Below are 23488 nucleotides of genomic sequence, written 5' to 3'. Positions count from 1 at the left end.
AGGTAGGCCAGAAAAAAACGGGACGTTTCCCCGTAAAAAAGCGTATTTTTGCCCTGTTGTAAGCCCTTAAAAAGAGGTAAATGCTTCGTTTTTAACGGGTAAACGTTCGTTCGCCTACCGGCAAAATTTTCTTTTCTTCGTGGAAATCATCGATCAGAATCCTGCTGAACAAGCCTCCGCTGCTGCATTGCCCACTGTTGAAACCGCCCGCAAGCTGGGTTTGCTCCCTGAAGAGTTTGAGCGTATCCAGAGTATTCTGGGTCGCCAACCCAATTTTACGGAGCTGAGCATCTTCTCCGTCATGTGGTCGGAGCACTGCTCGTACAAAAACTCAATTGTCTGGCTTAAGACGCTCCCCCGTGACTCAGAGCGGATGCTGGCCAAGGCAGGCGAAGAAAATGCCGGTCTGGTGGACATTGGCGACGGCCTGGCGTGTTCGTTCAAAATTGAATCGCATAACCACCCTTCGGCTCTGGAGCCGTATCAGGGAGCAGCCACCGGTGTAGGTGGTATCAACCGTGACATCTTTACGATGGGTGCCCGCCCCATTGCTCAGCTCAACTCGCTTCGTTTCGGCGATCTCAACCTGCCCAAGACCCGGCGGCTATTGCGCGGTGTTGTCAAAGGGATTGGCGATTACGGCAACGCTTTCGGGATTCCGACGGTTGGGGGTGAGGTATATTTTGATGAGTGCTACAACACTAACCCGCTCGTAAATGCTTTCTCGGCGGGGATTGTCGAGGTGGGAAAGGTAGCCAAAGCCACCTCGTATGGCGTGGGTAACCCTGTGTTCATTGTCGGCTCGGCAACGGGTAAAGATGGGATTCACGGAGCCACGTTTGCATCAGAAGACATCAGCGCGGCTTCGACCGAAAAACTGCCCGCAGTGCAGGTAGGCGACCCGTTCATGGAAAAACTCCTGCTCGAAGCGACCCTCGAAATCATTGCGTCGGGGTATGTAATCGGGATTCAGGACATGGGCGCGGCCGGTATTATCTGCTCGACGTCGGAGATGAGTGCTAAAGGCGAACATGGCATGATTATCGACCTCGACAAAGTACCAACCCGGCAGGCTAACATGGAGCCGTTCGAGATTCTGCTGTCGGAGTCGCAGGAGCGGATGCTCGTGGTGGTTGAGAAGGGCAAAGAAGATATTATCAACGGGATTTTTGAGAAGTGGGACCTCCACTGTGCGCAGATCGGCGAAGTAACCGACACGCAGCGGCTGCATTTCTACCGGAATGGTCAGCTTGTTGCCGATGTACCCGCGCATGACCTCGTGCTGGGTGGTGGGGCTCCGCAGTATCACCGCGAATATCGCGAACCAGCCTACATTCAGGAGTTTGCCAAGTTTGATGCCGCTACGGTGGCTGATGTGACGCCGACCGAAATCGGGGCAGTGGCCAAGCACCTGCTGACGCACCCCAATGTGTGCTCGCGTCGGTGGATTTATGAGCAGTACGACTCGATGGTGGGCACGGCCAACCGGGGTACCAACGCCCCCTCCGACGCAGCCGTGGTGCGGGTGAAAACACCCGACGGTAAATCGACCGATAAGTCGATTGTGATCACGGTGGACTGCAACAGCCGCTACGTAAATGCGAACCCGTATGTGGGCGCGCAAATTGCCGTGGCCGAGGCTGCCCGCAACATTGTATGCTCGGGAGGTGAGCCACTGGCGGTCACTAATAACCTCAACTTTGGTAATCCGTACGTGCCTGAGGTGTATTGGCACTTTGTGGAGGCTGTGAAAGGCATGGGCGAAGCCTGCCGCCAGTTCAGTACGCCGGTGACGGGTGGTAACGTGAGTTTCTACAACCAATCGTCAGACGATGGGCCGGTGTTCCCAACGCCAACCATCGGCATGCTCGGTCTGATGGAAGACACGAACAACCGCATGACGCTCAATTTCCGGCAACCGGGCGATGCTATTTACCTCTTTGGTCAGTCGAGCAACGACATTGCTTCGTCGGAATATCTGTATTCGTACCGGGGTGTGAAGGCCTCGCCAGCGCCAGCCTTTGATATGGAAGCCGAACTGGCTATGCAGCAGGCGCTGAACAAACTGATTCGCCAAAAACTGGTGCAGTCGGCACACGATTTGTCAGACGGTGGTTTGTTCGTGGCCCTGGCGGAATCGGCAATGGCGGGTAACCTTGGGTTTGATATTCAGACGGCTACCGTGGGCGGTTCGGAGGCATTCCGGCTCGATGCGGTTCTGTTTGGCGAAGCACAGGGCCGGGTTGTCGTGTCGGTGTCAGCCGCTCAGAAAGAGGCTTTCGAATCGGCCGTGGCTGATAGCGGGGTTCCCTGTGTACAGATCGGGGCTGTAACGGAGGGCGCGTTTGTGATCGACGATCAGACGCTCATGTCTGTAGCGGATGCCAAGGCTCTGTACGACAACGCGCTGGGTACTATTATGGCGTAGCGTAAAGAGCCTGCCTTGATATTGTGTGGTACGTGTTGGGTGCTTTCGATAACTAATACGTATCACTACCATTAAAACGTCCGCTACAGGTTACTGTAGCGGACATGCTTTTATGAGACGTAAATGAGCCAGCGTTATTTCATGGAACTTGCCTATTGTGGAACCCAATACCACGGTTGGCAGATTCAGGCCAATGGCCACAGTGTACAATCTGAAATTGAAGGGGCCTTGAGTCGACGGTTACGGCAACCGGTGAGTATTTTGGGGAGCGGTCGTACGGATGCCGGTGTACACGCTCATGAGCAGTACGCCCATTTCGATCTGCCCGAACCGTTAGATGATCTTGAGCAGATTACGTACTCGCTCAATGCCATGCTGCCGCCCGACATTGCGATTCGTCGGATTTTTCCGGTACAACCCGACGACCATGCCCGTTTCTCGGCTATTTCGCGGTATTATCAGTACCGGATTACCCGCCAGAAGGATGCCTTTCGGCACATGCAGTCGTACTATTTCCGGTATCCGCTCGATATGGAAGCCATGAATCAGGCGGCCTGCGTGCTGTTACAACATACCGATTATCAAAGTTTTAGCCGGGCTAAGGCGGCTGTGAAACATTTTCACTGTACCATCGACCGGGCAGAGTGGCTTCCCGAAACAGGCGATGACCTGACGTTTCATATCCGGGCCAACCGGTTTTTGTGGGGCATGGTACGGGCCATTGTGGGCACCTTACTTGAGGTAGGGCAGGGGCGCATGACTACGGAAGAGTTTGAACAGATCATTCTCGCGCGCGACCGCCGGGCTGCCGGGCGGGCCGCTCCGGCCAGTGGGTTGTTTTTGTACGAGGTTGGGTATCCCGAAGGAATTGTCTAGCGCAGGGTTTATGGTTGTGCAAATGCAATCAGAATGAGTTCATCAACCCACTCACCACAAAAACCTATAATCAGAAACCATACATCATGACAATAGGAACTGTTATTCTGGCGGCTGGCTCCTCGTCGCGGTTGGGGCAGCCGAAGCAATTACTTGTTCACGAAGGGAAAACGCTGGTCCGCCGGATCACGGAGATGGCCCTGGCCCTCGACAAAGGCCCAGTAACGGTGGTCCTGGGGGCCAATCGGCACGCTATTGCCGATGAACTGGAGGGGCTTCCGGTTACGCTTATCGATAACCCCCGGCATGCAGAGGGGCTTTCCTCGTCATTGAAAATGGGCCTCGCCGGGCTCTACATGACCCAGAAGAAGCTCGACGGGGTACTCGTATTATTGACCGATCAGCCCCATGTATCACTCGGGCTGCTGGTACGTTTGGTCGAGATGTTTGCCGACGGTGAGAAAGGCATTGTGGCCTCCAGGTACGGCGAAGAGGGGCCGCTGGGTGTACCGGCTTTATTTGCCACCAAATATATTGACGAGTTGCTGGGCCTGACTGGTGATAAAGGCGCGCGCTGGATTATCGTCAAACACCGCGACGACTGTGCCGAAGTGCCGTTTGAACAGGGCCTGATTGACCTGGATTCCCCGCAGGATCTGGAGCGATTCTACGGCCGGAAATCGGACTAGGTCGGAAAAGGCTCAACATAATGCGAATTATGATTAAGTACTGGACATTTGCTCAGGACTAAGAAATTGGCACGCGGATAACACCGATTGCGCCCATTTTCGCGGATTGAGACAGGGAATCTGCGTGCATCTGCCCGATCTGCGTCATCCGCGTTCAATTGGCTAATTCAATTGCTTGATTCAGTACTATAAATCATGGACTAAGCTTACACCAATACCTATTTGACAGGTATTTGCCGCGCCGGCCAGCCATTTTTCATAACTCACCTTAAAATACTTGTGGTTGACAGAACATCCTGTTTAGGAGTTCTATCAACCACAAGATATGTAGATAATCGAGGTTCTATCGCTGAATAACCTTTACCAGCATGCCCCGATTGACGCGGTCGTCGGCGCGCATACTGTTGAGGGTGCCCAGCTCTTCCAGTCGGTTTGAAGGCATATTCAGGGCCGACATTACATCCCGGAAGGAGCCATCGCGCGGGGCTTGCACCACCTGTACACGTTCGGGCTGACGGTTCAGCTTCTCGCGGTCGGTGAGGGCGCGGAAGTTTTCGGCCACACTACGGAACGAGTTCAGGCGGCTGTTGAAATCAGCTGCCGACGAAAGACCGTGCAGGGCGTAAATGCCTCCATTGTACTGAATAAGCCAAGTTGCCAGTTGCAGGGTGTTTTGCGCCGACTGCTGCTGTTGCGGTTGCCCCTGTTGTTGTTGCTGCGGCTGCTGCTGCGAGATTATCACGAGAGCCGGATTGCCATTAATGGTTGTCCGGCCGTTTTCGAGCACTTTCAGGTTCAGTTCTTTCACCATCGTCTGGGCGGCCTCATCGAGGGAGTTGCCTTTGGCCAGCATCAGAATCATGGCCGATTTACCGTCGGCTGCCCCCATCTGAAACTGCTCAGGCGAGTTCTGGTGTTTCCAGCCCTGTGGCACCGGAAACTGGAACTTCAGTACTGGATGGTAAAACATATTATTCTCCACAAAACCCTGCTTGGGGTCTTCGCCGTATACAATCCCGTCGATCATGCGTAGATACCGGTCGCGCTCAACCGCATACTGGCGCGGGTTGGCGGCCTGAAACTCTTTGGCCAGACCCTGCACACGGGTCAAACGGTTGCCGGGATCAGGGTGTGTCGACAAAAAGGTGGGTACGGCTTGGCCAGCATTATCCTGAATGCGCTTGATCGTACCAAAGAAATTGGCCATTTCAACGGCATTGTAGCCAATTTTACTGGAGTACTCTACCCCAATTTTGTCAGACTCCGACTCGTGGTCGCGGCTGTACTTCAAAAACAAAACCTGCGCGCCTTGCATGACCGATTCACCTAATTGTGGAACAGCAATGGCAACCCCAATAGCGCCGAGTGTACCGAGCAATTGGCTGGTTTGCTGGCGGGCTGAGTGCCGGGCGGTAATGTGCCCAATCTCGTGCCCTAATACCCCCGCAAACTCAGCTTCGTTGTTGAAGTGAGCCATGATGCCACGCGTGAAATACACATAGCCACCCGGTACGGCAAACGCATTGACAACTGGCGAATCGACGATGTAGAATTGATAAGGCAGGTCGGGCCGGTGCGAAATAGCGGCCATAGCTTTGCCCTTTTCGTTGATGAAATCCTGAAGTTTCTTGTCTTCATAAAGACCCATGCTGGCCACAACAGAGGGGTGTGATTGCTGACCAATGGCAATTTCCTGCTCTTTCGACATCAGGATAACTTCACGCTTGCCCGTGACGGGGTTGCGCGAACAGGCCAGCCCACCCAGAAGGAAGCCGGCAATAAGAGCGCGTGTGAGAATAGACTGCATAATAAACAAAATTGAATGATGGTAAACCTACGACCCGAATGCAAGTGGCCCGTAGCAAACGTATAAACGGGCCTCGTCAGCATCAACTACTGACGAGGCCCGTTTTGTTTTGTCACAGGATAAGAAGTCCGAATAACCTTATAAAAGGCGCTTTACAAGCTCATCAACGGAGATATTTTCGGCTTCGGCTTTGAAGTTCCGAACAACCCGGTGCCGTAGAATCGGGAGAGCTACCGCCCGTACGTCTTCAATATCAGGCGAGTATTTGCCGTTAAGCAGGGCATTGCACTTGGCCGCCAGAATAAGAGCCTGCGATGCCCGCGGACCTGCACCCCACTCGAGGTAGTTATTGGCGTCGGGTGAGGCTAACTCAGTATTCGGTCGGGTTTTGTGGACCAGCTTTACGGCGTACTCAATCACATTGTCGACCACGGGAACCCGGCGTACCAGATGCTGGAATTCGGTGATCTGTTCGCCCGAAATGACTTTCTGAACCACCGGCCGGGTGTCGGTGGTGGTGTTTTTTACAATATCAAGCTCCGACTGGTACGAGGGGTAGTCGAGCCAGATATTGAACATAAACCGGTCGAGCTGGGCTTCGGGCAGGGGGTAGGTACCTTCCTGCTCAATGGGGTTTTGCGTAGCCAGTACGAAAAATGGCCGACTCAGGTTGTACTTCTGCCCCGCAATCGTGACGGCGTATTCCTGCATGGCTTCGAGCAGGGCCGACTGGGTTTTGGGCGGAGTCCGGTTGATTTCGTCGGCCAGAATAATGTTGGCGAACACCGGTCCTTTGATAAACTTGAAGTTGCGCTCCTGATCGAGGGTTTCGGAGCCCAGGATGTCAGACGGCATGAGGTCGGGTGTAAACTGAATCCGGTTAAAATCAAGGTCCAGCGCGCTGGCAATGGTTTGAATCAGCAGGGTTTTGGCCAGGCCCGGAACCCCCACCAGCAGACAGTGCCCCTGACAGAAGATGGCGGTCAACAGCAGCCGAACGGTATCGTCCTGCCCAATGACCACTTTAGAGATTTCGGCTTTGAGTTTTTTGTAGGAATCATTGAGGGCTTCGGCAGCCGCGACATCAGATGTATAGGGCACGGTTGAATAGTTTACAGTTTGCAGTTTACAGTTCGTAAGGTTTTTCGCCTTGCTTCTGCTAAGAAACAACTGAAAACCGAAAACTGTAAACTGTCAACTCGATTTTACGTTAATTTCCTCCTGTGGCCGACGCACTGTTTTGGGAGGTACCAAAAACCCGACATTCGTTAAATTCCGGATCGACAGTGATAAAGACCTCACTGACCGATTTTCGGAACCACTCATCAATGGCGCGGTTCTTTTTATTGGCCGTCACAATGTTCTGTAGTTTCTCAAAATCGAGCGTGTAATTAGCCGTATGCGGTGGGTTTTTGGTCTTGAAGTACAAGATCCGCATAGCGCTTTTGCCATCTTCTGTCCGGTAAGGCAGGGGCTTCGACACGGAACCGACCTGCATAGTGTCGAGCATCGAATACAAAGCGTATTCCATGGTGCCGTCCATTGAAAGCCGCGAGCTACCCGATTGGGGGTCGCGCAGGAGACCGCCCGCATCGGCTGTACCTTTGTCTTCTGAGAAATCTTTGGCAGCCTTCGCGAATTTGAGCGTATCGGCCACAATCAGGGTCCGCAGACTATCCAGAAACCGGGTCGGCTCGTTTACATCCAGACGGTTGTAATCGGGGCGGAGCAGAATATGGCGGGCGTGGTACTCGGCCCCGCGAGTCTCGATTAGCTGAATGAGGTGAAAACCGAACTCTGACTCCACAATGTCCGATAGTTCGTTGGGTTTCAGTTTCAGGGCGGCTCCTTCAAATGGGGCCACCATCATGCCGCGTTTGGCAAAACCCAGGTCTCCGCCTTTCTCGGCCGAGCCTACGTCTTCCGAAAACTCTTTCGCCAGAGCCGCAAAATCTTCACCGGCCTGCACGCGTTTCTTGATGTCTAACAGGCGCTGACGCAGTACATCTTTCTGTTCCCGGGTGGCTTTGGCGAACCGCACGATTTGCCCAATTTCAACTTCGGCGGGCATGTACGGAAGGCTATCTTTGGGAATGCTTTCGAAGAATTTCTTCACTTCGCGCGGAGTCACCTTCACGTCGTCGGTGATTTTTTGCTGCATTTTCTGCACCAGCAGTTGCTCTTTTACTTGCTGGCGAAGCTCACTTTTGAGTAGCTCAAGGCTTTTTCCGTAAGCCTCCACAATGTTTTTCTCCGAACCAAATTGCTGAATCATGTACGACATCCGGCTGTCGAGCTGATTATCGACCGCCTTATCATCAACCACTACAGAGTCGATCTCGGCTTTGGCCAGCATCATTTTGTTGATGACAAGGCTTTCGAGAATCTGGCAGGTGGGCGGGGCAGGTTGGTTCTGACCTACGTACGACTGTTTGGTTTCTTCTACGTCGGACTTAAGCACGTAGTAGTTGTCGATCCGGGCAATGACTTTATTCAGGCTAACGCCCTGACCCTGGCCGAAGGCAACTCCGGAAAACAGGAGACCCAGGGCCACCAAAAGCGTTTGAACAGGTAGTTTTCGCATACTATCAAAAAAGGGGCCGAGTGGCCCTGCTACAAAAATAACGGTATCAGGCTGGTTTTTAACTCAGCAGCTGACTTAAATATTGTTAAGAGCTAAAGAGTGAATGAGTGGTGTCGCGTTCGCTCATTCACTCTTTGGCTCATTCACTCTTTTTTATTTCGCTAGCTTCCGCATCTCATCTTCGTTTATTTTGACCGGATACCGTTGCCGGAGCGAAGCCAGCCACTGTTTTTCGAGGATAGCCTGGTATTCGTTGATAACCGTACCGCGCGCTTCGGCGAAGGTTTTGAGTCGGGCCGGTTCAACCCGGCTGATGGTTATTTGCACCAGTCGGTTCCCGTCGGGGGTAGTCACGGTGCCCGGTTTCCAGGGCAGGGCGTCGAGCATCGCATAGGTGCCCCGCGCGAAAATACCCTCTGTGATGGTGACTGAGTTCGGTTTCGAGGCATTGATGGCCTTGGCCACGTCGAGTTTATTGGTCGAGAAAAACTGGAACGTCACCTGACGCGGGTTGGCCGGGTTGCCAAACGCCTTGTTGTCTTTTTCCATGATCCGGGTGAGCGGAATACCGTTGCGGTTCAGGTAACTCACCACAGACCGAATCCGGGCCGCCGAAACGGTGTCGCGTTCGCCAGCTTCCTGCGCTCCCGATACTTCAACCAGGTAATCGCCATTACGCACCATCGTAACCAGTAACTGATACAGAGCGTCGCGCCCGGTAGCGGGTACAGCGGTTTCGTTAAGCCCGAATGTGACTGCGGGCGACGACCGGCGCAACTGGTAAGGGCTGGCCGTCAGCATAGTGTTTACCTGCTTCAGTTGCTCGTCGCTGCTGGCTTCAATCAGGGTGGCTACCACGCGCTCGGGCATTTTGTACCGGTTCTTGTTCGCTTCGTAATGCTGCCGTTGCCCCGTCGAATCGGCCATCGACCGCTCCCAGACGTTGGTTTCCATCATAGCCGAGAGCAATACGCCATCGCGGATTTCGGTCAGCAACGCTCTGAATTCCGGTGATTTACGGTCAAGGTTTTCTTCTTCTGTCCGAATCAGCTGATCGACCAGATACCGATTGTACAGGCGTTGCATCACTACGGCTGGGTCAGAGCCTGCCTGTCGGGGCGACTGCTTTTGCTGTACGTACTGCACGAAGGGCGCAACCTGATACGGCGTGTTGTTGATGCTGAACAGGGGCTTGTTGAGCAGGGCCGCATCGGTGAGCGAAACGGCTTTCCACTGCCCACGTAGCAGGCTGCTATCGGCTTTGGCCGTGAGGGCCGTCAGGGTAGTTTTGTCTTCGGTTACGGTGTATTCGCGCCGGAGCCGCTGTTCGAGGGCATGCCGAAGCACGTCGGCGCGGGTATCGGTCACTACTTTTTGGCGCAGAGCGGGCGCGAGTTCGAGATACGACTCAAGTAGTTTGCGGCCAATCAGTTTCAGAATATGCCAGCCGTAGTTGGTCAGCACGGGTTTGGAGTAGCTGCCGGGTGTAGTGAGCGCAAAGGCAGCTTCTTCAAAGGCGGGTACGTTGCGGCCCGTTTCAAAGGGGGGTAAAATGCCCCCGTTGTTGCGGGAAGTGGCATCGTCGGAGTTGTCGCGGGCGAGCATCTCAAACGATTCGCCTTTCTGGAGCCGGTCGTACAGAGCATCGATGCGGGTTTTGACCAGTTGCTGACCGGCGGGGTCGGCCGAAGGGCTGATTCGAAGCAGAATATGCGCTACCTGCACTTTGCCGCGGCTGGCCCGGCGGTTGTTGACCCGAATCAGGTGGTAGCCAAAACGGGTGCGTACAGGAGCCGAAATGCTTCCAATAGGGGTAGTATAGGCTGCCGTTTCGAGTGGGTACACGGTAGCAAAGGCCGTGAAGTAACCCAGATTTCCGCCGTTCTGGGCGGTTTGGGCATCCTTGGAAAACTGCCGGGCCAACTGACCAAACTCTTCACCCGCAAGGGCCCGCTTCCGAATGGCCTGAACTTCTTCATAAGCCCGGAGTGTGTCGGCTGGCGATGCGTCTTCGGCTACCGGAATCAGAATATGCGACGCATCGACCTCCTGCTGCATCCGTTGGTAAGCCTCGTTGGCAAGCGTTTCCACGGCTTCCTTATCGGTCAGGTAGTTCTGAGCCAATTGCTTGCGGTACGTGGCCATTTCTTCACGGAAAGCCTCGGTTGTATCTTGCCCGCCTGCTTCGGCCGCGAGTACTTTCAGCTTCATGTTGGTGTACAGCTCAAAATACTCCTTAATATCGATGCGCCCGGCTGAGTCGCCGGAAATCTGATTTTTGGTGAACGCCTGGAAGAAATCGTCGGTCGAGAAGGTACGGTCGCCGATGCTCAGAATAACTGGTTGAGCGGGTGCGGCCTGTTGAATGGGGGTAGTGGCGGTTTTACAGCCGGAAAAGCCTGCTGTCAGTAAAACCGTTGCTGCGAGCAGGCGCGTATGGGATGAAAACAAAGTAAAGACCATTAAGTGGAGTTCAGCTTTTCGTCTGTCGACGAGGTGGCTACGGGCATAATGCCGAAGAACCGGCTCGTCGCTGACGATTAACCAAAAACTAAAAACGATAAACTACGTCGAGTCGTTCGGCGTGACTATAAAGGGCCAAATCCCGGCTCTCCTGAATAAACAACGAAGATACCGCCATTTTAGCGACGGGCCACCGTCATTTTTACCCTTTTTAGCCGAACGTCGTACTGGAGCTGGTACGCATAGGTGTCGCGAAGGTTGGTGCCTGTGAGGTTGGCCGAGATGGTACGGCTCGTGGTGGTGCCAGAAACCAGGTCTTTCTCGTTTAACTCGGCACTGCTTTGGCCCAGCAGGTCGTCGTCGTTGAATTGATCAACGAGTTTAACGCCCAGTCCGGCTGCGGTAAGCCCGATGGTGATGTATTTGAGCGGGGTAAGCACTTCGGTAGCGGTCAGAAGCAGACCCGCCGGTACACTCACCACGTTGTGAATCTGCCGAATCTGGTTCAGCATGGTTTGGGCCTGCCCCGCGTCATCTACCTCAATGAGTACCACCGAGGCAACCACCCGGCCATTTTTCGGCACGTTAAGTTGCAACGGTTGTGCCTTTTGGGCCAGGGCGATTTCTTCATTTTTGCGTACCGACGATACCCCCCAGCCCCCATTCACAACGCTCACTGCCCGGTTGTTGGCATCGTAGGCCGTGAGGGCATAGGCCAGCATCACCTCGTCGCGTTGGCTCAGGGTTTCTTCCAGATTCAGGGCTTTGATGGTGCGGGGCTGCATTTCGGCGGTTAGCACGGTTTTGGGAGCGCAGGCCACCTGCCCCAGCAGCAGAACGACAAAAACGGCAAACTTGGTTGGCATGTGTAATGTAAACAGTTTCTTAGTTCAGCTCGTCGAGCAGTCGAAAATAGCGTAGCTTGTCAAGGTCGACGGTATCGAGCCCGTACGCCCTAAAAAAGTGGCCACTGTACCGGTCGGTGTCAAATAGGTGCCGGAGGCTACGCTCGCACAGGGCCAGGTCAGCGTAGCGGTCGCCTACGCCCAGCCGACCCAGGTCGATAAACCCGCTTAGGGTCCAGTTGGCGAGCAGGAGGTTATCGGGACAAAAATCGCCGTGCGTCACCACCCGGTCGTCCTGGGCAAATGGCTTCTGGGTGTGCAATTGGTGTAAAATTTCCTGCGGGCTCAGACCCATGTTTTCGTCGTCGAAATCCTCCACATCAACCAGCCCGTGCTCTACCCGAATGGCCACATCGCGTAGTCTGGTTTCGGTTGACGCGTCGAACGGGCAACTCGCCGGGTCAATCGCGTGCAGGGTTCGCAGGGTGTGCCCCAGCGTTTCGGCCAGTCGGGTAGGGTGTTGTTGCCAGCACTCGGCCGATGCCGGTTGACCCGGAACCGCCCGCATGAGCAGAAAATCCCGACTACCAACCCGGTCGAAGTAAAGTACCTCAGGAGCGGGTAGGTATTGCCGGAGCCACCGTAGCGCTTCGGCTTCGCGTTGGAGGCCTCCGGCTGGTTCGGGGTTGTCGATTTTGAGAAACAAACGTTCCGGCCCATCGAGCCGGAACGTTTGTGCCGACGATTTCCCTTCGGTGGCCGCTGTCCAGTTATGGTTTTGAACCAAACGCTTTAGTTCGTCAGGAAGTGTGTCTGAAAACATACGTCGTTCTTCGTTCGGATTCGTGCACCAAAAACCGGAGCGCCGGCCGCCATAAACTCAAAACTAAAAACTTACACGCCTGCCGGTTCCTGCTGGCTCAGGCAATGGAAGCTACCCAGCCCCCAGACAATCTCGGTAGAGTCGATACCAACCACAGGCCGGTCGGGGTAGCAGCGCCCAATAATATCGAGAGCCTGCTGGTCTTGTTTACACCGGAACGTAGGCACAATCACGGCCGCGTTGGCAATGTAGAAGTTGGCGTACGAGGCCGGTAGCCGCAGGCCATCGCTCACAACGGGGTCGGGCATGGGCAATTCCACAATGTTTAATGGCTTGCCGTTGAGCAGGCGCATCTGCCGCAATTCATGATGAATTTCCTGCAAGGGCGCGTAATTGGCGTCGCTCTTGTTATGTTCGATAGCCGCCAGAACGGTGTCTTCGTTCACAAACCGAACGGTATCGTCAATGTGTCCGTCGGTATCGTCGCCCACAATACCATCTTCCACCCAAAGTACCTGCTGCACACCGTAGTAATCGCAGAGGTACTGCTCAATTTGGGCCTGTGTGAGGTGCGGATTCCGGTTTTTATTCAGCAGACAAGCGCGGCTGGTGAGTACCGCCCCCGCGCCGTTGAACTCCACCGAGCCCCCTTCCATAATGATACCGGGCGTTACGTGGGGTAGCTTCCGATAGTGGGCAATCTCCACGGGCAGCAGGTCGTCGCGGTCGTAGGGTGGATATTTGCCGCCCCAGGCGTTGTAGCCCCAGTTGACAATCATCCGTTCGCCGGAGGCTGGGTTGGTCAGAAACGCGGGGCCGTGGTCGCGGCACCAGGAGTCATTGCAGGGGTGAGGGAGCAGGGTAACGCGGTCCATGTCGACACCAGCCATGAGGAGCCGCATTTTGGCCGCCTGCATAACAAGCTCATTGTGCGCGTTGATGCATACCTGCTCACCATGCGCAATGGTGTCAATAAACTCCAGATAGGCCGGAAACATGGCTTCCTGCCGCTCGCGGGTCCACGACGCTTCGGTATGGGGCCAGGTGAGCCAGGTGGCGGTATGGGGTAGCCATTCGGCCGGAAACGAAAAGCCCTGTGCCGCGGGCGAGGTGGTAGTAGGCGTTAAAGGCGCCTGATTCTGTATGTTCATCGCTGATGTTTCAAATTGAGGGGGCAAAATTACAAAAACTTACGGGGCTGGGTGTAGTGAACCCCTGCGAAGCCCGTAGAAGAACCGGCTCCGGTTAGTAAAGGTTTGGTTTAGCCTGTTCACGACCGCATTCGGCGGGGACCGTACCAGAGCCAGAAACCGCTGAGGGTCAGAATGAGTAAACCGAGCCCAGCCAGAGTGGTAAACACGAGTTTGATGGCCTCGTTGTCGGTGCCGAGCCACTTGTCGAACAGGCTGCCATCGTGCAGGTTTTCAATCCAGTCGGCGGTACGTCGTTCAAGAAGCAGCACCCGGCCCGTGCTGGCATCGAGCTGAATACCCCAGTAGTGGTCGGCAAAGACAAACTTGACGATTCCCTTTTGCGGACGGGCGTCGATGCGGTCGAGGGCGGGGGAGAGGTCGGCCGAGATCGAATCACGCAGGGTACGGACGGCAATCTGATGGAGGCTATCCATAGGCATCCAGGTGCGGAGGTCGGCCGATACGCCGGTTTGGGTTTTGGCCAGGATGAGCCCGCCCGAATGCTTTTTCCAGCCCAGCAACAAACCGGTGAGCGACACCACCAGCAGCACAATACCCGCAATGAGGCTAACGGTACGGTGCCATTGCCGAAACTGACGCAGGGTTTTGGCGGCTGTTTTACGGTCGGTCGAACGAGGGTGGGTAGTCATATCGGCAAAGATAATCGGCAGAATTGCTTGTTGGGGTGGTGGGTGGTTTATGGTTTATAGTTTTTGGTTCATGGTTTTTGGAGGGTAGCGGTATTGAGTGATAAGGTCATAATTCACGTTAATCTGGAAACACCACCCCCCGGCCCCCTCCTAAAAACAGGAGGGGGAGCAGAAAAGGGGCCTTCATCGGCTCCCCCTCCTTAGTTCAAGGAGGGGGCCGGGGGGTGGTTGAAAGAACGGTTGGCAAACTTGTCCTACACCCGTGGTTTGTGGTTTTTAGTTTATGGCGGCCGGCGCTCCGGTTTTTGGTCAGCCTTTTCTCGTAACTCACTCTGTTCTTAATATTGCAGACCCAACGGGCGGTGAGTGGCCGTGGGGTTCCAATTCGTCAATATGAATCGTCGTCTTTTTTTGCAAAATGCCGCGCTGAGTTCAGCCGTTCTGTTTACCAAACCGTCGCTTGGTGGCTCGGAGTCTTCGTTTCCGGTAGTGCGTGTGCCCGAATCGAGCCGGAAATTCAAAAGCGCAGCTGTTGAAGCCACCATCCGGGCCGTAAAAGGCAAGGCTGGCAACTCCGAATTAGCCTGGCTTTTTGAAAACTGCTTCCCCAATACGCTGGATACCACCGTCGACTTCGAGATGGTCAACGGTAAACCCGACACCTACGTAATCACGGGCGACATCGACGCCATGTGGCTCCGCGACTCAACGGCGCAGGTGTGGCCTTACCTACCCCTGATGAAGCAGGATGAGCCGCTGCGGCAGTTGATTGAGGGGGTAATCCGGCGGCAAACCCGCTGTATCAATTACGATCCTTATGCCAACGCGTTTTACAAAGAGCAGACGCGGGTAGGTGAGTGGAAAGACGATGTGACCGACATGAAGCCCGGCCTGCATGAGCGCAAATGGGAGATCGACAGTCTTTGCTACCCCATCCGGCTGGCGTACCATTACCACAAAACGACCGGCGACGCCCGGCCTTTCGACGCCGACTGGCAGCAGGCGATGCGGCTGGTGATCCGAACGTTCCGGGAGCAACAGCGTAAAACCGGCAATGGCCCGTACAAATTTGAGCGCCGGACCACCTGGGCTACCGATGGGGTGCCCCTGGGCGGGTATGGCTATCCGGTTCGGCCCAACGGTCTGATTTGCTCCATGTTCCGGCCGAGCGACGATGCCACCATTTTTCCGTACCTGATTCCGGCCAACTTCTTTGCGTTGGTATCGCTCCGGCAACTGGCCGAATTGTGCCAGACCCTGAACATCGGGGGCTCGTTGCGGACCGATGCGCTGGCCCTGGCGACAGAGGTCGACACGGCCCTGAAACAGTATGCCGTAACAACGCATCCGCGCTTCGGGAAGGTGTATGCCTACGAGGTGAACGGCTTTGGCAGCTTCAACCTCATGGACGATGCCAACATCCCGAGTCTGCTATCGTTGCCCTATCTGGGAGCTGTAAAAACTACCGACCCCATTTACCAAAACACCCGCCGGATGCTCTTGAGTACCGAAAATCCGTTCTTTTTCCGGGGCAAAGCCGGTGAAGGAATTGGTGGGCCGCACGCGGGGATGGATATGATTTGGCCATTAAGCATCGTAATTCGGGGCCTTACCACCACCGACCCCGCCGAAATTCGGCAGTGTCTTACCACGCTCCGGCAAACGCACGGAGGTACGGGCTTCATGCACGAATCATTCCATAAAGACGACGCGACCAGGTTTACCCGCAAGTGGTTTGCATGGGCCAATACTATCTTCGGTGAACTGGTGCTCAAAACGTTCAACGAGCGACCGGCTTTGCTGGGGTAGCGGCAAACGCTCAATACCGATTACATCAAACGAGGTGGCAGGTTCGAATCCTGCCACCTCGTTTTTGTATCGTCCTATTTGCCTCTCAGAACATCTTGCTCCACGCAAACCGGATAAGTACCAGTACGCCCACAAAGCCCACCACGATGTACACAAACGGCACATAGGTAAAGGCCACGAGCCGCAGCCGGTCGAAAAACCACATCAGCCCGATGAGGGCGGCAATGAGGGTCAGAAAGCCCGACAGCTTGCCGAAACCCGGCACGTACCCGAACGGAATTTTTTGCCGAATGAGCATCAGTGTCCCAACCATTGTCAGAATGGGGAGTACCTGAAGCGCAAGGTTCATTGTCCAGATGCTCTGCCGCTCAAACAGAAACAGGTAGATGTTGAGCGTCACGGCAAAAACACCTGGAATGGCGGCTGTGTACACCAATACCGCATACACATAACGCCACCGCCAGATTTCCTCAGCCGTGGTACCTGACCACAGATTGACCAGAAACGTAACCGCTGGCACGGCTACCCAAAAAAGAACGGCCACACCTGCGTGCGCCGTAATGAATTGAAAGAAGTCAAAGAGGGTCATAAGCGAAGGAAGTAGGAGTGAGTAGGTAGGAGTGAGGAGAAACCTATGCGTCAGCCCTTCTCACTCCTATCTCCTTACTCCTCACTCCTATTTTAAGGTTAGCAAATACCCGATCGTGAAGTTGGCGTCCCAGTCGAATACGAACTGCTGACAGCCCGTAGCGTCGGCAATGGCTTTGTAAATCACCAGACCCGCTTTTTGCTTGGCGTTTTCGCCCGTGTAGTCGGCGGGGGCTTTGAGTACCGTGTAGCGCTCTTTACCGTTCCGAACCTGTTTGGCGAGCTCAAACGGAATACCACCGATGATGAAGGCCGTTTTGCGCTGACCCGCCGGAATCTGCTTGGCTTTGGCGGCTACCTCCTGCGCTACCTGCGCATCGTCGATTCCGTTCTGGAAATACTTGGAACCGTGGGTCTCCAGTGCCTGCACCGAACCCCCATTGCGCCACGAAATTTTGGTGTTACCCGAGCCAATATCCACCACAAAGGCATTTTCGTCGAAGTCCGACGGCAGCACCGACCGCAGGGCCAAACGGCCTTCCTGCTCCGGGGTTACGGTATTTACCACGTAGTTGAGCGACTTAAGCGCCCGAATAATCTTTTGGGTATTATCGGCCTTGATAGCCCCCGAACTGACCACAAACTGAATATCGCGGCCACCCACCCCGTAGTCGAGCATGTTGCCGATGTACTTTTTGAGCCCCTCGCGTACGTCCTGATCGGTGGCCATATTTTCGAGCACCAGGCTGTTGCCAAAATCCGCTTTTTCGAGTTTCCAGCGCTTCTGATCGTCAATACGGACAATGAACGAGTTGAACCCACTCGCACCCAGTTCTACTACGCCTTTCAGTTTACCGTTGACGGGCTCAGGGGCGGTGTAAGAGAACGCGGGCCGGGGGCCACTGTCGGAAGCCGACGATGAGGAGCCGCTGCCGTTGTCCGAAGCCTCGTCGGTAGCGGTCGAGGTGGCTTCGTCATTGCCCGGAAGGCTAGGTGAGCCATTGTCAGCCGTTTCGGTAGAGGTGCCAGCCTGTTCGGTAGCTTGCTTGCCCCGCATATTCTGGAGCCATTCGTTACCCCCAAGGGCTTTAAATCCAAAGTAAAGGGCGGCCAGCACAATGGCCGTAATCAGGAGCCTTCCGGCGGTGGTTAAGCGTTGCATAGACAATGAGTGATTGGATGAATGAGTGATTGAGTGAATTGTTTGCAAGCTGCTTGCGTCAGCTCACTCATTCACTCTTTATTCGAGCAGGTTTTTATAGTTTTGGTCTTTTGGCGGGTTGGCAAGGCGGGGAGTGGATTCGGGGGCCGGGGCGTCGAGGCTGATGAGCTTAAACTCCCCTTTGTTGTACGCTTCGAGCATACTTTGGCCTTTATCTGACAAGATACCGTTTTGAATATCAACGCCGTTGATAAAGTCCATGGAGAGGTCCATAGCCCGCTTCATCTCGCCCAGCTTTTTGCTCATGTCGTCCTGAATATACTCCATCGACTCGTCGAAGTAGAACTTCTTGTCGGGGTCGCCTTTGAAGATGCTGACGGCCGTTTTGAGGGCGCTGGAGCTTTCTTTAACAATCTGGTACTCGGTTTCTTTCAGCCGGACCTTGATTTCGGTTTCTTTGATAATGTACTCGGCGCTCTTGTTCACTTTTTCCATGAACTCAAGCACGGTTTTCATATTGCGTTGCAGGGGCAACAGCTTCTGGTTCATCTCTTGCAGGCCCGCGCCTTCCATCGTCGCCAGAGAAGCAGCCTCTTTCATACCGGGCCGGTCGGTCATGGAGTTGGCTTTGTTGGCCTCGGCAAACTTCTGCTTGATAAGCTCGTTGTTCTCGTTGATCTTCTTGTTCAGCTTCACCAACTGACCCGCCAGCGTGTTGATCTGTCCCTGCATCTTTTCCCGCTTGTCTTTTAGGTCGTCGATGTAGATTTTCATGATTGCGATGGGGTTCAACTGGATGATGGTGCCCGTGAGCGTACGCATCAGCGATTTGAACAGGAAGAATACGCCGGTTCTGACGTCTTTGCTCGTAATCAGGAAGATAACCAGCGCCAGTGCAGCCAAAAGCCCGCCGAGGTACAGCGTATTCTCGGTGACCCGGATGAGCCATTCGAGAATATCGTTGATGCGGTACAAAAACACACCACCCAGGGCCAGCAGAAAAATCATGCCTGCTACGCCTTCGGGGCGGCTCCAGAACGACCGTTTGTCGGCGTCGGTTGAGGTGTTGCCACCAAGTTGAGAAAAGTCAGGGGTTGCCATAGTTAATGAGTGATTGAGTGATTGAGTGAATTAGCGAATGAAGGGGTTGAGTGCGGACAGGCATTCACTCATTCACTAATTCGCTCATTGAGTAAGGTACGTTTGAATCTTGGATACGTCGTGTTTGATCTGCTCCGTGAAGCTGGCGTAGGTAACCTCAAAGTTGTTGCGGTTCTGGGTCAGCTTGGTGCTTTGTTCGGCAATTTCTCCACCGATGTTCGAAAGCCGGTCGTTGTTGGCCTGCTGCCGTTTTTGTAGTTCGGCAATTTGCTTGGCAATGGCCTCGTTGTCGGCCAGAAGGGCTTTTTGCTCGTTCTGCAACCCGCCCACCCGCTCGTTCAGCGCCGTTTCAACGCTTTTCAAAAACAGCTCCCGGTCGGCATTGAGCGCGGTCAGATACCCGTTAGCGGTCGATGTCAGCATGGCTACGTCAACATTGCCCGCAATGGCTTTAAACGAGGCCCAGGCTGCCTGATACCGCTTGTCTTCGGGCAGGCCCAGGTCGGCCAGGTTACGGAGCGTTTCCCGAAACTCGAAGTAGTCAGGGCCAGGCACGTTGGCTTTCGACAGCACTTCTGTAAAGTGGTCGGCAAATTTTGCATCAATTTCTCCGGGTGCACCGTTTGCAACTGGGCGGGCGGTGCTTGGGGCCGTTTGAGAGGCTGGGGGCTGTGTGCCGGGTAAGGGTACCCCCGCTCCGGTTGTTCCGGGAACATCCGTTCCGGAAACATCCGTTCGGGGAGCGGATTCATCTTTGACAAAGAAGCTCAGAATCTTCTGCCCAAGGCTTTTTTCGGGTTCTGGCATGCTGGTCTTGTGGTTGTTAGACAAGGCAATACTACACGATTTTACGAAAAACCCCCGAACCATTTGCTATGAACGGTTCGGGGGCTTGATAATAAATCGCCGGTGTACAGGACTGGTAAACCCTACATATTCTGTTTCCAGGGGCTACCGGGCTGCTCGGCAAACGGCTGATTGTAGAGCCGGGTACCGGTTGCTTTGAACATCGCGTTGGCTACGGCTGCTCCGGTTGGCGGTAAGGCGGGCTCACCCAAACCAGAGGGGTCTTTCTCGTTCTCAACGAAGTACACCTCTACATCGGGCACCTCGTTCATCCGAATAAGCCGGAAGGCGTCGAAGTTCCGTTGCTCGGCGGCACCGTCCTTGAGGGTCAGCTTGCCGTAAAGCGCGTGGCCTAACCCGTCGACTACCCCGCCTTTCATCTGTTGCAGAGCACCGCTCCGGCTTACCACCACGCCACAGTCGGCCGCAGCGTGAATTTTCTGGAGAACCGGCTTACCGTTTTTCTGCACCACTTCGGCTACCTGAGCTACGTACGAGTTGTGCGAGAAATACACGCTGAAGCCTTGCTTTACAGACGGGTTTTTACCCCAGTTGCTCTTTTCGGCTACGAGCCGCGTTACGGCTTCCATCCGGTCGACTTCGTATTTAACGGCTCCCGTTGGCGACGATTTTGCCTTCGCGAACAAATCCAGCCGGAACTGAATCGGGTCTTTGCCAGCGGCAGCGGCCACTTCGTCCAGAAACGCCTGCTCGGCAAACGCCAGGAAGTTGGTAATTGGAGCCCGCCAGGCCCAGGTAGTTACGGGCGACTTAACGTCGTGCGAGTCGATAAGCAGGTTCGGTACAGCGCCGGCCGGGAAGTTGTCTTCGCGGGTCGAGTTGGCCACGTTAACGCCCACACCCCGCAGCTTGTAGCCAATCAGGTTGTTGTCTTTGTCCAAAGCGGCCTCGAACCGGTAGCGGCAGGCCGGGCGGTAGCTACCTCCGTTCATATCGTCTTCACGGGTCCAGATTACCTTCACCGGAGCCTTTACCAGGCTTGATACCTCGGCGGCTTCAACGGCAAAGTCGGCCTGCAACCGGCGGCCAAAGCCTCCTCCCATGCGGGTCATGTTGACGCTCACCGTTTCGGGAGCCACACCCAACAGCTTGGCTACGTCGTTGCGGGCGCGTTCGGGGGTTTGAGTAGAGCCTACCAGCTCCACGCCGTCGGGCCGTACGTGGGCAAAGAAATTCATCGGCTCCAGCGGGCTGTGGGCCAGCATGGGGCACTGATATTCGGCTTTGATGATGCGGGCGGCCGAGGCAAAGGCGGCATCGGGATCACCGTCTTTCCGGCGCACAGTGCCCGGCTTGTCGAGCAGCTCTTTGAATTGCCGGTCAAAGCCTTCGGTACTATCGAGGGGCGCATCAGGGTTAATTTTCTCCCACTCAACTTTCAGTTTTTCGCGGGCTTTTTTCACCGCCCAGGTATTCTTTCCGACGACTGCTACGCCGTTTTTGAGCGTAACTATGTCAGTCACGCCCGGCATGGCCTTGGCCGCAGCGGCATCCACTGATTTCAGTTTCAGCCCAAACGCCGGGGGACGTTGCACCATAGCAAACAACATTCCTTCGCGGTAGAAGTCGATGCCGTAGATGGGCTTGCCGGTCAGAATCTCCTTGTTATCGACGTTCGGCATGTTTTTGCCGATAATCGTAAACTGCTTCGGGGTTTTGAGCGTCACGTTGGTGGGCACGGGCCGTTTGGCGGCATCGGTCGCCAGTTCGCCGTAGCTCACTTTCCGGTTAGAGGCTTTGTGGAACACCACGGCCTTGTCGGTGGTACATTCCGAAGCCGGTACATTCCAGCGGGCGGCCGCTGTCTCAACCAGCATTTGGCGGGCGGTAGCGCCAGCCTGCCGGAGCCGGGTCCAGGAGTGGCGCAGCGATTGCGATCCCCCGGCGGCCTGCCGCTCGAACCGCTTGGTGTCGAGCGGAGCCTGTTCGACCCGCACGCGGGCCCAGTCGGCATCCAGCTCGTCGGCTACCACCATCGGGAAGGCCGTTTTGATACCTTGCCCTACTTCGGGGTTGGGCGAGAAGATGGTGATAAGGCCATCGGTACCAATTGAAATAAAACTGTTGAAGTTATGGGGAGCGTCGGCCAGGCCGGCGGCATCAAGGGCGGTGAGTGGCAGCGCGTTGGCGTCGGCGGTTTGCCAGTTGAAACCAAGCCACAAGCCACCGCTTACCGTAGCCGCGACTTTTAGGAAATCACGGCGAGATGTTGAAGTCGTTTTCATGCCTTTTTGGCGTTTTGGTTTAGTGTTTTTAGCTGGCAGTGGCACGAAGACTTTTCCGAGGCAACAACCAACTATAAACGGTAAACCGTAGACAGTAAACTTTATTTAGCAGCGAGCTGAATGGCTTCCCGGATTCGGTGATACGTACCACACCGGCAAAGGTTGCCCGACATGGCCTCTTCAATTTGCTCGGTAGTCGGCTTGGGGTTCCGCTTCAGGAAAGCGGCCGCCGTCATGATTTGCCCAGCCTGACAGTAGCCGCACTGCGGTACGTCGACAGCGGCCCAGGCTTTTTGTACCGGGTGGTCGCCCGTGGCCGAGAGCCCCTCAATGGTGGTAATTTTGTTGTTACCAACGGCCGAAACCGGTAGTACGCAGGCACGGGTTGGCTCGCCGTTGAAGTGCACGGTGCAGGCCCCACACTGTGCAATGCCGCAGCCAAACTTGGTGCCGGTGAGGCCGAGGTTATCGCGCAGCACCCAGAGTAGTGGGGTGTCGGGGTCGGCCTCGGTCTGGAAACGTTGTCCGTTGATAAGAAGAGTGTATTTTGCCATGTGCAAGATAGGTTAGCTACTCGAAGTGGAAAGCCAACGGCAAAGAGGGCTTTTCACAGCATAAAGATACGGAGTCGGCGGGTCTAATGATTCTATACCCATCAGAATGTCACCGACTTTCGTGTAAGTTGGTGCACAAGTAGCTAACCAGGAGCCCGTGTCTGGTTTGCGTATCCGGTTTGGTTCGGTTGCGTTCTGATTGGTCAAAGTAGTTGGCTCACGCTTGCTTCTTTTCGGGGTAGTTGGCCGAATGGACGTTTCGCCAATCCGAAAACATCTAGAACACTCAGCCCAAAACGATGCACCGACGAACTGCCCTCAAAAACATGACCCTGGCTGCTGGTGGGTTGCTGCTGTTGCCCAATTGGGCAAACGCCTGGACGAAGGCGTCGTTACCGGCTGGGCCAGCTCTGCTGAGCCTGGAGCAGCAGGCGCTGCTGACCGAGGTGATCGATGCGCTCATTCCGGCTTCCGACACACCCGGCGCGCGGGCCCTTGAGGTGCCTGCCTTTGTGCAGACTATGGTGGCTGATTGCTATGAGCCCCCGGTACAGCAGCAGTTTGTAGCGGGTCTGGCGGGCTTCGACGAACTGGCCCACGCACGTTTCGGCAAGTCATTCGCAGCTTGCTCTCCGGCTGAACGAACCGATGTTCTGCTGGCTTTCGAAGCCACCACCGACACTACCCGCAAAGCGTTTTATTCTCTGCTCAAACAGCTCACTATTCAGGGGTACACAACCTCGGAATATGTGATGACCGGCTACTACAAATACACCATGATTCCGGGGCATTATTACGGTTGTGTACCCGTAGCAACCCGCTGA

General features: G+C 55.0%; 19 protein-coding genes. 5 read left to right on the top strand and 14 right to left on the bottom strand.

The genetic code is table 11. From position 1 onward, the window contains the following. Positions 1–139: 139 nt before the first annotated feature. The 3 genes from purL to F5984_RS19765 all read left to right on the top strand — a co-directional run bounded on the left by purL (position 140) and on the right by F5984_RS19765 (position 3993). A complete protein-coding gene (gene purL, locus F5984_RS19775) occupies positions 140–2428 on the top strand; it encodes a phosphoribosylformylglycinamidine synthase subunit PurL (RefSeq protein ID WP_152125946.1) in 2289 nt (762 codons plus the stop codon). A 141-nt stretch (positions 2429–2569) separates the two neighbouring features. Further along, complete coding sequence (gene truA / locus F5984_RS19770) at positions 2570–3304, top strand: tRNA pseudouridine(38-40) synthase TruA (protein WP_152125945.1); 735 nt, start codon at positions 2570–2572, stop codon at positions 3302–3304. A gap of 86 nt (positions 3305–3390) precedes the next feature. Further along, complete coding sequence (locus F5984_RS19765) at positions 3391–3993, top strand: nucleotidyltransferase family protein (RefSeq protein ID WP_152125944.1); 603 nt, start codon at positions 3391–3393, stop codon at positions 3991–3993. A gap of 343 nt (positions 3994–4336) precedes the next feature. Here the strand turns inward: F5984_RS19765 and F5984_RS19760 are convergent, their stop codons facing one another. The 8 genes from F5984_RS19760 to F5984_RS19725 form a co-directional block, all read right to left on the bottom strand. Continuing rightward, entirely contained in the window at positions 4337–5800 is a 1464-nt protein-coding gene (locus tag F5984_RS19760) for a M48 family metalloprotease (protein WP_152125943.1), read from the bottom strand. A 138-nt stretch (positions 5801–5938) separates the two neighbouring features. Then, positions 5939–6901 carry an AAA family ATPase gene (locus tag F5984_RS19755; RefSeq protein WP_152125942.1) on the bottom strand — a complete coding sequence of 321 codons (963 nt, stop codon included), beginning with the start codon at positions 6899–6901 and terminating at the stop codon, positions 5939–5941. Positions 6902–7010: 109 nt separating this feature from the next. Further along, complete coding sequence (locus F5984_RS19750) at positions 7011–8384, bottom strand: peptidylprolyl isomerase (protein WP_152125941.1); 1374 nt, start codon at positions 8382–8384, stop codon at positions 7011–7013. A gap of 153 nt (positions 8385–8537) precedes the next feature. After that, positions 8538–10835 carry a peptidylprolyl isomerase gene (locus F5984_RS19745; protein WP_317163129.1) on the bottom strand — a complete coding sequence of 766 codons (2298 nt, stop codon included), beginning with the start codon at positions 10833–10835 and terminating at the stop codon, positions 8538–8540. 191 nt (positions 10836–11026) lie between these two features. After that, on the bottom strand, positions 11027–11713 hold the full coding sequence (locus F5984_RS19740; protein ID WP_152125939.1) for a hypothetical protein: 687 nt from the start codon (positions 11711–11713) through the stop codon (positions 11027–11029). Between the two features lie 19 nt (positions 11714–11732). Further along, positions 11733–12515, bottom strand: coding sequence for an APH(3') family aminoglycoside O-phosphotransferase (locus F5984_RS19735; protein WP_152125938.1), 783 nt, complete (start codon positions 12513–12515; stop codon positions 11733–11735). Between the two features lie 71 nt (positions 12516–12586). Next, positions 12587–13666 (bottom strand): agmatine deiminase family protein, encoded by a 1080-nt coding sequence (locus F5984_RS19730; protein ID WP_152125937.1) that lies wholly within the window; start codon positions 13664–13666, stop codon positions 12587–12589. A gap of 119 nt (positions 13667–13785) precedes the next feature. Next, a complete protein-coding gene (locus F5984_RS19725; protein ID WP_246169178.1) occupies positions 13786–14358 on the bottom strand; it encodes a PepSY-associated TM helix domain-containing protein in 573 nt (190 codons plus the stop codon). 393 nt (positions 14359–14751) lie between these two features. Between F5984_RS19725 and F5984_RS19720 the strand changes: the two genes are divergently transcribed. Next, positions 14752–16167, top strand: coding sequence for a glycoside hydrolase family 125 protein (locus F5984_RS19720; protein ID WP_152125935.1), 1416 nt, complete (start codon positions 14752–14754; stop codon positions 16165–16167). A gap of 85 nt (positions 16168–16252) precedes the next feature. On the opposite strand, the gene F5984_RS19715 is transcribed toward F5984_RS19720, so the two are convergent. From F5984_RS19715 to F5984_RS19690, 6 genes are all read right to left on the bottom strand, one after another. Next, a complete protein-coding gene (locus F5984_RS19715; protein ID WP_152125934.1) occupies positions 16253–16756 on the bottom strand; it encodes a hypothetical protein in 504 nt (167 codons plus the stop codon). A gap of 87 nt (positions 16757–16843) precedes the next feature. After that, entirely contained in the window at positions 16844–17917 is a 1074-nt protein-coding gene (locus F5984_RS19710) for a hypothetical protein (RefSeq protein WP_152125933.1), read from the bottom strand. A 78-nt stretch (positions 17918–17995) separates the two neighbouring features. Next, on the bottom strand, positions 17996–19018 hold the full coding sequence (locus tag F5984_RS19705; RefSeq protein ID WP_152125932.1) for a hypothetical protein: 1023 nt from the start codon (positions 19016–19018) through the stop codon (positions 17996–17998). 84 nt (positions 19019–19102) lie between these two features. Next, entirely contained in the window at positions 19103–19825 is a 723-nt protein-coding gene (locus tag F5984_RS19700; RefSeq protein WP_185155582.1) for a hypothetical protein, read from the bottom strand. A 122-nt stretch (positions 19826–19947) separates the two neighbouring features. Next, complete coding sequence (locus F5984_RS19695) at positions 19948–22110, bottom strand: xanthine dehydrogenase family protein molybdopterin-binding subunit (RefSeq protein ID WP_152125930.1); 2163 nt, start codon at positions 22108–22110, stop codon at positions 19948–19950. Positions 22111–22211: 101 nt separating this feature from the next. After that, the gene (locus F5984_RS19690; protein ID WP_152125929.1) at positions 22212–22664 is read right to left on the bottom strand and encodes a (2Fe-2S)-binding protein; all 453 of its coding nucleotides are present in this window, start codon (positions 22662–22664) and stop codon (positions 22212–22214) included. Between the two features lie 299 nt (positions 22665–22963). Between F5984_RS19690 and F5984_RS19685 the strand changes: the two genes are divergently transcribed. Then, a complete protein-coding gene (locus F5984_RS19685; protein ID WP_152125928.1) occupies positions 22964–23488 on the top strand; it encodes a gluconate 2-dehydrogenase subunit 3 family protein in 525 nt (174 codons plus the stop codon).

It is taken from the genome of Rudanella paleaurantiibacter (assembly GCF_009184635.1).
GTDB lineage: Bacteria > Bacteroidota > Bacteroidia > Cytophagales > Spirosomataceae > Rudanella > Rudanella paleaurantiibacter.
The sequence above is the reverse complement of the archived record's forward strand: the minus strand, read 5'-3'. Positions and strand labels throughout refer to the sequence as shown.